12 protein-coding genes and 2 pseudogenes are annotated in these 12938 nt (G+C 58.3%); 7 read left to right on the forward strand and 7 right to left on the reverse strand.

Features of this window, described 5'->3' with window-relative positions:
- The first annotated feature begins 80 nt into the window (after positions 1-80).
- Positions 81-374: a helix-turn-helix domain-containing protein gene (locus tag UNPA324_RS28735; protein ID WP_141937259.1), complete on the forward strand. Its 294-nt coding sequence runs from the start codon at positions 81-83 to the stop codon at positions 372-374.
- Positions 375-917: 543 nt separating this feature from the next.
- On the opposite strand, the gene UNPA324_RS36210 is transcribed toward UNPA324_RS28735, so the two are convergent.
- Entirely contained in the window at positions 918-1136 is a 219-nt protein-coding gene (locus tag UNPA324_RS36210; RefSeq protein ID WP_141937261.1) for a transposase, read from the reverse strand.
- Positions 1137-1460: 324 nt separating this feature from the next.
- On the opposite strand from UNPA324_RS36210, the gene UNPA324_RS28745 reads away from it, so the two are divergent.
- From UNPA324_RS28745 to tnpC, 4 genes and pseudogenes are all read left to right on the forward strand, one after another.
- Positions 1461-1649, forward strand: coding sequence for a c-type cytochrome (locus tag UNPA324_RS28745; RefSeq protein ID WP_181769551.1), 189 nt, complete (start codon positions 1461-1463; stop codon positions 1647-1649).
- Between the two features lie 285 nt (positions 1650-1934).
- Positions 1935-2318, forward strand: coding sequence for a P63C domain-containing protein (locus UNPA324_RS28750; protein WP_141937263.1), 384 nt, complete (start codon positions 1935-1937; stop codon positions 2316-2318).
- Positions 2319-2396: 78 nt separating this feature from the next.
- Positions 2397-2687 (forward strand): annotated as a pseudogene (locus tag UNPA324_RS28755) (helix-turn-helix domain-containing protein); the annotation flags it as partial.
- A gap of 1628 nt (positions 2688-4315) precedes the next feature.
- Positions 4316-5886, forward strand: a pseudogene (tnpC, locus tag UNPA324_RS28760) (IS66 family transposase).
- A gap of 142 nt (positions 5887-6028) precedes the next feature.
- On the opposite strand, the gene UNPA324_RS28765 reads toward tnpC, so the two are convergent.
- Both UNPA324_RS28765 and UNPA324_RS28770 read right to left on the reverse strand, forming a co-directional pair.
- Positions 6029-6316 (reverse strand): hypothetical protein, encoded by a 288-nt coding sequence (locus UNPA324_RS28765; protein ID WP_181769552.1) that lies wholly within the window; start codon positions 6314-6316, stop codon positions 6029-6031.
- Between the two features lie 353 nt (positions 6317-6669).
- Entirely contained in the window at positions 6670-6960 is a 291-nt protein-coding gene (locus UNPA324_RS28770) for a hypothetical protein (RefSeq protein WP_141937267.1), read from the reverse strand.
- Here UNPA324_RS28770 and UNPA324_RS36215 point away from each other — a divergent pair.
- Positions 6865-7203 (forward strand): hypothetical protein, encoded by a 339-nt coding sequence (locus UNPA324_RS36215; RefSeq protein ID WP_502705471.1) that lies wholly within the window; start codon positions 6865-6867, stop codon positions 7201-7203. The two genes, UNPA324_RS28770 and UNPA324_RS36215, sit on opposite strands and share 96 nt — an antisense overlap.
- A gap of 164 nt (positions 7204-7367) precedes the next feature.
- Here UNPA324_RS36215 and UNPA324_RS28775 read toward each other — a convergent pair whose 3' ends face one another.
- Positions 7368-9716, reverse strand: coding sequence for a recombinase family protein (locus UNPA324_RS28775; RefSeq protein WP_141937269.1), 2349 nt, complete (start codon positions 9714-9716; stop codon positions 7368-7370).
- A 203-nt stretch (positions 9717-9919) separates the two neighbouring features.
- On the opposite strand from UNPA324_RS28775, the gene UNPA324_RS28780 reads away from it, so the two are divergent.
- Positions 9920-10723, forward strand: a complete 804-nt coding sequence (locus UNPA324_RS28780; RefSeq protein WP_141937271.1) for a hypothetical protein — start codon at positions 9920-9922, stop codon at positions 10721-10723.
- A 443-nt stretch (positions 10724-11166) separates the two neighbouring features.
- On the opposite strand, the gene UNPA324_RS28785 is transcribed toward UNPA324_RS28780, so the two are convergent.
- From UNPA324_RS28785 to UNPA324_RS28795, 3 genes are all read right to left on the reverse strand, one after another.
- Complete coding sequence (locus tag UNPA324_RS28785) at positions 11167-11814, reverse strand: DUF7693 family protein (RefSeq protein ID WP_141937273.1); 648 nt, start codon at positions 11812-11814, stop codon at positions 11167-11169.
- Between the two features lie 144 nt (positions 11815-11958).
- Positions 11959-12426: a DUF433 domain-containing protein gene (locus tag UNPA324_RS28790; protein ID WP_210246769.1), complete on the reverse strand. Its 468-nt coding sequence runs from the start codon at positions 12424-12426 to the stop codon at positions 11959-11961.
- Positions 12427-12468: 42 nt separating this feature from the next.
- Positions 12469-12936 carry a DUF433 domain-containing protein gene (locus UNPA324_RS28795; RefSeq protein WP_141937275.1) on the reverse strand — a complete coding sequence of 156 codons (468 nt, stop codon included), beginning with the start codon at positions 12934-12936 and terminating at the stop codon, positions 12469-12471.
- Positions 12937-12938: the final 2 nt, after the last annotated feature.

Raw genomic sequence — 12938 nt, forward strand, 5'->3', positions numbered from 1 at the left:
AAGGAAGAGCGCACACGCTTTGGCGTTTTAAACGCTATAACGTGTGGTGGTGGCGCGCGCGACATGCATCATCCTGATGGATGGGGCGACGAGATCCGATACATACCAGGCGACTGTTGGCGCGCAACTTGCGACGTCTACGTCTACGACGCGAATGGTCGCAGCACGACCTGGCCGAGGAAGCAGGCGTGCGTCAGGCGCTGGTCAGCGCGTTAGAAGTCACCACCGCAAATCCGACCTTGGAATCGTTGGACAGGATTTCGGAGGCGCTCGGTGTCGAGGTCGCCGCGCTTTTGGCCGCACCGAAGGCAAGGAAGCGGCGCAAGGCCGGTGGTGCCGGGCCCGGCTCCCGACGTCCGCGCCCGAATCCTTGACCATGCCGGGCCGGAGGAATCCGGGAGCGACCGCGGCGCCATGCGGCGGAAGATGACCGCCAGCGTCGATCACGGGGGCGCGTGGCGTAGGACCGGGGTAGCCGCTTCATCTAGCCCGCGGTCCGCCTCGCTTCCGGTAGTTCAAAGTTATTCCGTGAGCGCTGGCGACGGCTTCGGAAAAATTTCTATCGCCCAACGGACGACCGGTGCGCGTTGCGGCTCTAAGATGATCTGCTGCATCACGGGACATTCCGACCGCGACGAAGGATTCTATTGTTCCGATGCGGCACGCCAAGGGCTCTGAAGCAATGATATCGTCAGAACGGGTTCGGTACGCTTCGAAACTCGACCAAGGCCAGAGTTCGGCACGCTCACACAGACCTGCACGGACGGGGTTGAGCAGGACGTAGCGCACCGCCTCCAGAAGGTGCCGTTCGTCGAGCGCTGCGGAATAAAACCGGCTCTGCCACAGGTGGCCTTTGCGGTCTTGGTGCTCGTTCGTCCTCCGTGCGAAGCGGCGCGCAGTCTCTCCCACGGCTTTGGCTAGAGTTCGGTCCGTTGACGGGTGAGTACGAGGTGAACGTGATTTGGCATGAGGCAATAGGCCCAGACCCCGACCTCATTACGTTCCGTCTCCGCCCGAAGGATGCGTAGATAGTCCAGATAGTCTTCAGCCTCAAAAAAGATGCGTTGCCGATCCTGACTACGGTGAGTGACGTGGTGGGGATGTCCGGCGGCAACAAGTCGGGCTGTTCGCGGCATGGGGAATGGGTCTAGATCTAAGCTGTCCCTATTTTTCTGAGTTCGATTCTTAAGTCTAGTCCACCGCCGCTTGGCCGGGCGGGCTTTGGGTGGCGTCGTCTAAGGTGTCCCCATTTTCTTCATTTTCTTTGCCCGCACGTTTCGTGATGGCTCTTTCGGGGCCGCTCCATCCCGTTGTATCTGCTGTCGCCGAATTACCGCAGGTAATTCAACACAAATGCATGGTCAGAACGATCTAATGTTCGGCTATCCCTTTGCAACAACGCAAGAAATTGGAGTCATTGGCACTCGAACTAACTTTTGAAATAGGTCGTCAGCGCAGGCGTGCCGGATGCCTATCGGATGCCGCCCCAGCGCGATCAGCTTGACGACCGCCAGATCGCCGACCTGCTGACCTTCGTGCGGGCCTCCTGGGGTCGCGCAGGAACGCCTGTCCGGATCGACGACGTCAGTCAGTTGCGCGAGCACACGGGACCCGCGAGCAGCCAGCCCATCGTGCTGCAGATGCGCTAACGACGATCGGGGGGGCCGCCGTTCCGATCGATTTTGGCCGATCTTCGGCGCACATGATCGACCACTCGAAGGAGTTCCGCACGGAGTCGGTCCAGTGCATGTTGGCGTGCACTGGGCCGTACTAGGCTTGATCGGTCCAGCACCTTCAGCCCTGGCTCAGCCAGCCTAGGGCTGGGGTGCTATCGGAATGAAAAACGCCGCCCGCTTAAATGTATCGCGGGCGGCGGCTTTCCAGCCCCGGGCGGGGGTGATGCAAAGCCCGGTAAGGATTAGTCTGCACGACCTATGCCAAGGTTTTATGTCTCACGAAGGGACACCTGCCGAGGCGGATTTCCGAACCAACTCAACAGCGAATGGTGTCGCCTCTACCAACTTCCAGAACGCGAGCGCAACAAGCCGTGGAAGTTCAAGCATCTTACCGTCAATCACGTCTATTACCCACTAGCTAATAGCAACGGCAACATCCTTGAGCTAACCAAGCCGCAACGCGCCGCCAGCGGTCAGGAGCGGCGTAAAAGGCTGCACCAGTTCCTCTCCGATATCGGCGTGAAAGCGCTGCGCCAGCATCTGGGCCAGCTTCTAGGTATTGCTCAGGTATCGCGCGATCAGAACGAATATGAAGGGCACGTTCGCCGGATTTTCGGAACGCAATACGAAATGGTTATATGAAAGAGGCCGCCAACTGATGGGGTGGATGGCCCCCTCTCGCGGCATCGAGTGCCATAATGGGGCCTTGAAAAGGCGTGGTCCCAGTATGACCTGGCCGACGAGGCGCGCGTGCGCCAGGCGTTGATCAGCGCGCTTGAGGTCGGAAAGGCAAATCCCGCCCTGCTGTCGCTGGACAGGATTGCCATTGCTCTCGGCATTCAGGTCGCGGAGCTGATCTTGCCACCGGGAAAGGTGCTGACGAATGCGCCGGCCGCCGAGGAGGGGCCACGCTCCGAGGAGCGGCGTGGGAAAGTGACGCCGAAGCGCCGCGCCCGCGGAGCCGGTCCGAAAATGCCTCCGAGTGCCTGCCAATCTGAGTCGTCCACTTGAGAGCGGCTCCGGCAGAATCATAATCATCTAGGCATCGTAACCGTCCCATTTCCTTTTCTTCAAGCCAGCCTGAGCCTATGGAGTTGCGTCTGGAGCCTAATCGCTGCCGCAGCTCGGCTAGCGAAAAAGGATCGCGAATCTCGGCGAGGAGGCCGAGATTTTCCTCCGCGATCTTCGGAAGGCTGAGTTAGGCTCGTGCCGCGCCTCGCCGTTGTCGGTGTTCTCGGTTAACGCTGGTAGAGGGACGAGGTAACGCAAGCACGGCTGTGGGCTATGGCTCATGGCAGCAGAGTGTCGCCAAACCTTGCTGTAGCGAGGCGGGTAGTGCGAGCCCTCGGCATCCTCTCGTCGGAACCTTGTGTGTTATCGGCCGAGGCAATCTTGCACTTGACTCTCGAACGACTCGAGCAGTTGTCCCGTTCCGTAGCCCTGCTCCTGATTGAGCAACGAATCCTTTGGGGCCGGTACGCACGGCGAAGCGGGCCGATCCTGTTTTGTATCCTAGCCAGCCGACGAAGTGTCACCCGCTATGCCATCGAAATGCGCCGGTTGATTCCGCCGCACTTTCTCATCAATGGGCGGCCGAATCCTTCAGTTTCTGGTTTGCTCAATGGCCATCAGCTTGGAAGCTACAATCCTGGCGTTGGTCGGCCGCGGTAATCGAATGCTTGGTATTCTTGTTATGTTTTCAGCCTGTGCGGCGCGGCCGAGGCGAGCCTAGTCGACCGTGTTTTGGAGCGAATGAGTGGAGAGTATCCCTGGTCCCGCCGAAGGTGGATGGACGAGGAGGCCTGCCAGTGCACACAGGGAGCTGAGACAGATACACGGGTGTCCCGGCGATCGCATTAGCTCAGAATTGGATCGGAAACTCGCATCTGTGACCCAAGATCGAACTCAACGAGATTTCGGGGAGTGATCGCGGGTCAAATTTCCCTTATTCATCAATGTACACAGCAGTACCCAATTGTTCTCTAACCGGGTGCGTTTTGAAAACATTTGGGGCTTACTTTGTACGAAGAAAGTTGCGAGCACTGAAGCGATGTTCTGCTGCTCAATAGTCGCGCTCTTGCCTAGCGGCAAGTCTGCTCCGCCGGGCCAATCTGAGCACGCGACAGAACTGCGACTACAACACGACGAGCTATCTTGGCAGGGACATGTGGCGATGTCGATACATTGTTGTCGCTCGCCGAATCCTTGGCGCGATGTACCGCACTGACCTCTTTCCACAACAAATCTAACCCTTATGGTCCGGTCCACAGGGATGCCTCCGGCCAAGGATTTGTAATTTCCGCAGTCCCGGCCGCGCTGCGTGGCGGATCTCGTCGTCAACAGGATGATGCACTACGGGTTGGTTGCAGACTGCAATCCGCGGCCTCGACGCCGTGCCGCGGCATTGGCATCTTGTCAAGGATTCAAGGGATAGGTCCAGGTCGGCACTTCCAGCAAGTTGATCATCAAGGGGCCCTTCGCGGCTGAGCCGATCATTCGCGCGCAGAGGTCCTGTTCGTCACGCGCGAGATCAATGGTATGCGTGAGGAAGCACCTGTGCGTGCAGTCGCTCCGGATCGCGGGGCTGGAAGGATCAGCGGTTCGGACAGAAATCGCGTCGTGTCATTCTCAGGTCGGCGATGGGCGCTGATGATTCTCTTCCCGACGATGTGACCACGCTGCAGGCGATGCTGCGCGCCGAGCGGGTGGCCCGGTTGGCCGCGGAGGCGGAAGCCCAGGCGGGGACATTGCTGATCGAGAAGCTCAAACTCACGATCAAGAAGCTCCGGCACGAGCAGTTCGGACAGTCCTCCGAGCGAGGCGCATTGCTGAACCAACTCGAACTACAGCTCGCCGACCTGGAGGAGAACGCGGCGCAAGCTGAGACCGCGGCGCAGATGGCAGCCGAGAAGATTGCGGTGCCATCGATCGAGCGCCGCAGGCCAGCCCGCCGGCCGCTGCCGGAGCATCTGCCGCGGGAGCGCATTGTCTATCCGGTGCCGACCACCTGCCCATGCTGCGGCGACGGCCGATTGCGCAAGATTGGCGAGGACGTGACCGAGACGTTGGAGCTCATTCCGCGCCAGTGGAAGGTGATCCAGCAAGTGCGCGAGAAGCTCGTCTGCCGGGCCTGCGAAGCGATCACCCAGCCGCCGGCCCCCTCGCATCCGATTGCGCGTGGGCGTGCAGGGCCCAAGCTGCTGGCCCATGTTCTGTTCGCCAAGTACGGCCTCCACCTGCCGTTCAATTGTCAGAGCGACGTCTACCGGTGCGTGAAGGCATTGACCTCGGCGTGTCGACGCTCGCGGACTGGGTGGGCGCCTCTGCCGCAACCCTGATGCCGCTGGTTGACGCGATCCGGAGCCATGTCTTCGCGGCCGAACGCATCCATGCGAACGACCACAGTGCCGGTCCTGGCCAAGGGGAAGACCCGCACCGATCGCCTCTGGACCTATGTGCGCGACGACCGCCCGTTTGGCGGCCCCGAACCGCCGGTGGCCGCGTTCCTCTACTCGCCCGATCGCGGCGGTGTGCATCCGGAGCAGCATCTGGCAGGATATGCCGGACTGATGCAGGCCGATGCCTACGCCGGTTTCGGCAAGCTCTATCAAGCAAACCGCAAAGAAGGTCCGATCACCGAGGCCGCGTGCTGGGCACACGGCAGGCGCAAGTTCTTTGATCTCGCACAGCTCAGCCAAGCGCCGATTGCGGTCGAGGAGGTCAAGCACATCGATGTCCTGTTCACCATCGAACGCGAGATCAACGGTCTCGCGCCGCAGGAGCGTTTGCGTGTGCGCCAGGAGCGTAGCCGCCCATTGTTTACCGAACTGCAAAGCTGGCTGCGCGAGCAGCGCGCCAAGCTCTCCAGTAACAGCAACACGACCAAGGCTATCAATTATTGCCTCAGTTGCTGGGACGCTTTCGCCCGCTTCCTCGATGACGGGCGCCTATGCATGTCGAACAACGCTGCCGAACGCCAGCTACGGGCCGTCGCCGTAGGAAGAAAGAATTGAACCTTCGCAGGTTCCGATGAGGGCGGCGCGTCGCGCCGCTGCGATCTAAGTCTCATCGCTACTGCCAAGCTCAACAACATCGATCCGCAAGCTTGGCTCGCCGATGGCCTAGCCCGCTTGCCGGATCACTCTGCCAAGCGCATCACGAACTCTTCCCCTGGAACTGGCGTCCGCCGAACGTCGCTCACGCTGCTTGAGCCCAATCAACTGTCCGGCAAAGATGAAAAGCATACTTTCAAGCAAGCTTTCAGAGATGCGTCGTCTCCATGACTCGCACGACGGCGGTGAATCTTGGTCGCAGTGCGATGCCGCTTGATCCGCCGCAGCACACCGAGCAGGTCAAAACTCAAGGTCGACGTCTTTCGCGACCAGGCCTTTGCGACGGATGAGTCTCGTGCCGAAGTCGTCTTCGAGCGCCACCTCCGCTAGCGCGTACTCGATAAGCTCGGCGTCGGACGATATGCCGGATTTTTTCTTCGCAGCTGCAACCAGATCTTGGCAAACGCGGCCGCCGATCCGACGGTTTTCGCCATCAAGCAGACCAAGTTTCCGTGCCGTTTCCAAGACCGTTCGCCGCCTGACGTTCGGCTGTACCGGTATGTTTGGAATGTCGCGGGTCGACTTCAAAATGATAAATCTCCTGCGTGGAAAATAGAGATTTGGCCAACGGGTTCAACGTCATTATGGCCCAGAAGACGTCAATCTTTCCCGGCCTGATCAAAAATGCCGAACCCACGGGTTCAAGGATGAGCTTGCGGGATCAAAGAACTCCGATGGAGACACGATCACAGCTATCCGGCTCCGATTAACCCGCACTTGACTCCAGGGAACCACTAACCCCGGACTGAACATCAAAACCATCTTGTGGCAAACACAGGCCAAACGGAAACGACAGATCCAGCCAGGGTCTTCACCGGATGCGTACGATTTGCCGTACGCTTGATCCGGTGGCTGGCACAGATGCGGGACTCCAAAATGAGCTAGGCAAGCGCGTTGATCAGTGGGCTGGAAAGCCAGCGATGGACGTCGCGCCGGTGCAAAGCGACTTGGCCGCCTTTGCCCAACAGCTTGGCGATGGTTGGAAACAGGGTGAGCAGCGGGGCATTCATCGGCGCCGCTATGTGCGGCGCAAACATGTGCCACGTCGGCCATCGATGCGCGATCCATACATTCCCATGATCGAGGAATGCCTCGCCGCGGCTCCGCACTTGTCCGCGGTCGATGTTTTCTCCCGGCTGGCAGCGCATGCGCCCGATCAGTTCAGCGGCCATCAGCGGCGTACGGTGCAGCGGTTGGTGAAGAATTGGCGATCAAAGGCCGCTCGACAGCTCATCAGCAGCACAGAAACCATACAATCGGTCCAGCTTCGTGCCTCGGTGTCTAATCCCACGGGTTGCTTCGCCGAATTACTGCAAGCCGCTCGCTTGCTACGACGCTCTGGGAGCACGCTACGCGAGCGGCTTGCTCGGACCCGGGGCGTCCAATTCGGGCGACAGCCGGGGACGCTTCGGTAACATTGTCATCTGAGGCAATATGAGGGGGCACTTCCGGATGGCGTTTGACAGGCTCGCTCCTTGTCCTCCCGGGTCTAAGCTTTCGGATAGGACGGCTTGGGAGGAAGTCCATCCCACTTTTTCGTCTGGCGCAAAACGGCCCGGCTCAATCCGCCGCTGAAAATTCACGACCCGGCCAGCTTGTCGGGCGCGCCCGTCACGTGTCCCGGTATGTCCACCAACTCCGTGCCTGAAATGACCCAAGCTGCTCTCACATTTCCTCCCTCGCCACCAAGATGGCGGAGCATCGGGAGAGGCAGATCGTCGACCCAGGTGTGACCGTGCTTACGCAAGATCTCCAAGACAGCGGGCCAGATACCCTCCCGGCGCATGTTGATATTAATCTGTGAGAGAATGGAGCAGCTCGCACGCGGATGGTGCTTGGAGCATGGGCCCGCGCCGGATTTGAGCGATAGGAAGATGGCATCGTAGTGATGCCTCCCCTGCGCGAATCGTTTGTTAATGGGTCGCCAGCAGGGACGTAAGACCTGCAGCAAATCTGCCCAAGTTGCATCGTCTATAGCGTGACGCTCCGGTTCGCTCAAAATTTGCATGTTTATGTCTTTGGGCAGAGGAACGCGGTACTTGCAAGTCCTAGGAGGAATTTCAATGTGAAACCGTCGCAGAAGGCTGGACGCGATCGGACCTTGTGAAAAAAATTTTGATAGGTCGAGCGTCATCGTGAGCCGCGCGCCGTAGTCGTGATCGTTGGGATGAAGGCGCCCGCTGAGCAGTTGTCGGGTCACTTCCACGATGTAAAGATCATTGTGATCCGTTGAGTGATAAGTCTCAGGATCACGCAAGCGCTCAAGAAGCTTTCGGCAACGTCCAAGTTGCGACTTTCGAAGCGTATCAGACGATTCCGCAGGCGAAATGGTTTTGGCTGTCTTAATACGTCTCTCCAAGGTCGTAATTTGTGCTTCGACCTCTTGAACGGCCTCGTCATAGACTTCTCGCGTCGTGTCGATCTTTCCTTTAGCCTTGAGGAGCAGCGACTTCAGATTGGCCTTCTGCAAGTCAAGCTCCCGGCCAAGCTCATCGAGCGATCCGAGGAGATCACGGCCAGCCGATTCGTTCAGCCTGCGAAGCTCTTCCGCATAAACTGCGATTGCACTGTCATCTGATATTTCGGCTTCTAACTTGGATAAAATCTCGGCGGTGGCCCGCTCAGCGTCAATTTGGAAAGAATTTCTGCAAAAGCCTCTGCTGTTGGCTATACATCGCAGGATCACTCGCCCCTTGTACTTACCGTGGTAGTATGGCTGTCCGCATACCCCGCAGGTGATCACGCCGGTTAACAGCCGGCGGCCAGAACCGTCGCTCGAATAGCGCTGCGGCTTCGTTTCGCGCGAGCTTCTGTTGGATGTGGAATTCTCATTGAGTCCCCTCGTGGCGTCGATCCGAGCGTACACGACCGTACCGCGGGCTTCGATTTTTTGTTGATTTCGTTCAAACAGTGCGCGTTCCTCCGCCGTCTTAAAGATGGCGAGCTCAGGAACTTCTACGAGAATCCATTCATCTTTCGGACGGAACGTCTGCATGACCGCTTGGGAGTTGTGGTCCCTCCAATTCCGCGTTTTGTTGTGCCAAAACTCGCCGAGGTACTCACGGCAACGTAGGATCCCGCTCCCCCAACGTGGGTTACGCAGAAGGTGAACGAGTAGCCATTCGCTGGCGGGACTTGGGGGACGATAGCGCTCAATCCCTTTCGCCCACATCTCATTAAGATATCTCACAATATGCGATTTGGCATATCCCTCATCGTACATCCGATGGATTTCGAGAATAGTCTTTGCTTTCTCCTCATCGATACAAACTATCGGACCGCCCGGATAATTGCGGTGAAAGCCCCAGCTGGGCCGTTTTGTGATCTTATGGCGATGAGTGGAATTTACCTTTGTGCCTCCGGAAGATCGGCGCGCTAAGGTCCTCGTCTCCTGTGACGCTATCAAGGCTTCAAGGGTGGCCTCCATTTCCGTCATCGGCTTGCCGCGTCGCATGTCGACGATGCAGATGTTCTGCTGGGCTAAGCCTTCGTGGATGACTTTGAGATTACCTCCGCGAAAAAGACGACTTGCTTCATCGATCAACAGTAGATCTGCGTTGCCCTGCCGCAGTTCAATCAAACATGACATCAACCCGGGCCGATTTATCAGAGAATAGCCCCGAGTGTCGGGATCGGAGAAGAACCGGAGGATTTCGACTTTTCTATCTTTTGCCCACAAAATGATAGGTTCAGCCTGGCGAATAAGGCTGCTGCTCTCATCGAAAATGCCTTGGGAATTGCGCAGATAAGCAAACGCACGTAACGGTATATTGCCAATCGCTTCTGCCCCTGGAGCGATGAAATTGGCTGGGCGATTGTGCATCAGGCCGTCTAGAAGCTTCTTGCGCTCATGAAACGGCAGATCCAGTTTCCGCGTAACGCTCTCATCAAAGAGCGTGTCCAGCTCTGATTTGGCGAGCAGTTGCATTTCGGTGCACACCTAACCCATTGATTGAGTTGACAAAACCCTCAGCTGACCAAAGGGCGCCATCTAAGGTTAACAACTGAGCAAAGGCCGAATTATTGTTGGATGCAACGATTATACAGATAATCGTTACATGCAACTATTATGTTGGCGGTTTGGAATTTTGGTGCGATCGATCATCTTGAAGTTGATCAGAACGAGGACCGATGGCGGGCCGTCCACCACACGAAAACTGGATTTCCCGCGCGCGCAGGGCGCGGGCGCTCTTGGATGGGGTCCGAGAAGGCGAGCGGGAAGCTGCACTCCAGGACGTCGCCGGCTCAGAGCACATCAATACTCTCCGGCGATCTTTGAGAGCTCTCGATCTCATTGAAGAATGGACGCAGCATAAAGCACCCTTTGAACGTTTCGCGGCAGTGCCCCAATCCATCATGGAAGTTCTAGCCCGTTGGGCGGCATTTGATGACGAGGGCGCTTGGGACGCCTTCCTGTCTTGGGAAAACGCTCGAACGCCTGTCGAACTCCTTACGGAAAAGATGCAGGAGGCCCGATCGAATAGGGGAGTGACCGCCGGCCGATTGATAGAAGTCCGATACCGCAACAGCCTAGAACCGTACGTCAATGAACTGTTGTCGCAGGCGCTGAATTCGGATGTGCTGGTCACCGCGGTGGAAAAGAATGCAAAGGAAATTGGCGAGCCGCCCGTAGATTTCCGATTTCTTTTCGCGCCATCAGGGCAAGACGAGGGGGTACGTGTCGCAGCAATGTTTATTGTCGGTCCGTATCGTAGCCCCACACTATATGCAAAGAACGCGTTCGGCTGGCTGCAAAAGGCGTTTGCGCTGGCCTGGATATATGATGAAGTCATTTTGGTGATGCCTGAGCAGGGGCCATTTTCGAAATATAAGAAGTGGGTTGAGGACTTCCGACGCAAGTCTGAGAATCGCTCCGCTGCGCGCCTCCCTCGAGTGTCGGTTGTGCTCAGCCCGGTTGACGCTTCGGAGAAATAGGCATCAAAACTGGCTTCTGCTTCGCTAGACGTCTTTTCTTCCGGCGGCAGTGTGACGAAGCGGCCGTTTCTTCCTTGATAGCGGCAGCAGTCTCGATGGTGCGCCGGGCCTCCGCCTTGAACTGAGCTGCGGCGAGTCTCTTCACGAATATGACGAATTCCTCGCGTGACAGCAGGTCTCGTGGCGTAATCTTTCGCATATCGCGTCTCAGATGATCCAAGTGAACTCCAGCTGGCATTTACTGCCCTGTAAACAGGTGCTCAGCTATTCGGCGGTGACTATCGTGCGGCTTCATTAGTCACTTGTACGGCCAAGGACTATTTCTTGCTTTTCAAGAAATGGTCCCTAGTTCGCCGCCTCCATTCCGGGTTGCCGCACCGTCAAAAGGATGCGAGGCTGAAGAATTTCGCCATACGTGAGCGCCGCGATGGATCAAGGTATTCTCATGAACCGATGCCTTCGATTAGCTCGTCCAGGCGGTCCTGTTCTTCGTCAGAAAGTAGGTGCACGGGGTTGCCCTCGCGAGCCTGCCACGAAACGTACGTCCCCATGTGGCCGTCCGGCGATAGCGCCGCGTCGAGATACTTGATGCCGCGATTGCGCTTGAAAGCTGTCAGTTTCCAACCCTCGATCGTGAACTGACCAAAGGAATGGAAGACCTCAGCCCAAGGGTGCTCGAGCTCGATATGGCTCTCCCCGGCTATCGCGCGGCGCAATAGGGCCATCGCTTCATGAACACCCACCTCGTCCGCTCGAAGCGGCGGGATTTCGCGCGGTGGAGGAGGATGCCGGAGCGCTTCCGCGTGAATCGCGAGCATGCGCGTGGTCGCTTCCTCGCGCTCAATCTTGCCTGCATTGCTGGCGCGGAGAACCTCGATCGCTTGATCGAAGGCGGCTTCGAATGCGTCTGGGTCAATGAGCCGACGGTGCGCATCGCGGTAGAGCTTGCTGACGACATCGGTAGGCCAGGTCGGCCTCGCCGAAGGCGCTGGCGCGGGGAGCCCTGGCGCGCCGATGATGCGCGACCACACCGATGTGAGCATCGTCGTCAAGGTTCCGAGAAGGATGGCTCGCCTGGCGAACTTCATCATGATCCCCGTTCTCAGCCATGTTTCGATCACTCGAACGATTTCCGCATTGCCGGCGAGCTATCGGATTCCCGATCGCGTACGACGGCGTCGCGTTCGTGCAGCACCTGTGGCGTGGCGGCTCGGTCGCTGCAAGCAATGTCGTCGTCATTCGTCAATCCATGGTGCTTCGCGCTCCAGCAAACGGCAGGCCTGCTGCAAGGCCATTTCGATATCGGCCTTCGAGAGGAATGGGTAATGGTTGCGCACGATCTCGCTGGCCGACATGCCGGCCAGCATCGAGAAGATCGGCGCTGGCGGAACGCGCGTTCCACGGAAGACCGGCTTTCCGGTCAGGACACCCTGTCGGCGCACGACGACGTGCTCCGGCTCCGGTACTGGCGCCTTTCCGCGGATCGTATCGATAATGGCAAGGCGCGCGAGAAACTGGAGGTTCGACTCGCCGGGTTTCCTGTTCGCCGTTTGGACACTACTCATCATCCCCGGTGTGGCAAGATAGACTTCGCAACCCAGCACCTTGGAGACGTCCGCTTTTGCACCGAGCATCTCAATCAGGCTTCCGTCGATAGTGAGAAGAAGGGCTCCGTTGAGCACCTGTGCGTCGAGCAACCTCATAACTAGAACCTCACATCCAGTGATTGGTGGCGGATCTTGTGATCAGTCGACCCATGGTGCTTCGCGCTCCAGCAGACGGCACGCCTGCTGCAATGCCAGTTCGATGTCGGCCTTTGAGACCGAGGGGCAATCGTTACGGATGATCTCGCTGGCCCACAGGTCGGCCAGCATCGAGAAGATCGGCCCGGGCGGCACGCGGGTTCCTCGAAAGACGGGATAGCCCCTCATCACGCCGCGTCGCCTGACGATGACCGGTTCCTCGATCGTTGCTCTGGTGCCGTGATCCTGTCCACGCGGCAGATACGCCTCGATGCAGGCGGCCTCGAGAGTGACCCGAGCAATCAGGACGAGTGGCGACTCGTCGCTCATTGGCGGCGGTTCGAGCGAGAACTTTAGGTGCTGTCCGCGAGCAAATACGGTGGTTCGCCCATCGGGATCGACAAACACCCAGACGAGATGCCTTGAGCCAAGGCCAATATCCCCAGAAGCCCTGATGAAGATCGTTCCCATCG

Source organism: Bradyrhizobium sp. UNPA324, from assembly GCF_006658635.1.
Lineage (GTDB): Bacteria > Pseudomonadota > Alphaproteobacteria > Rhizobiales > Xanthobacteraceae > Bradyrhizobium > Bradyrhizobium nanningense.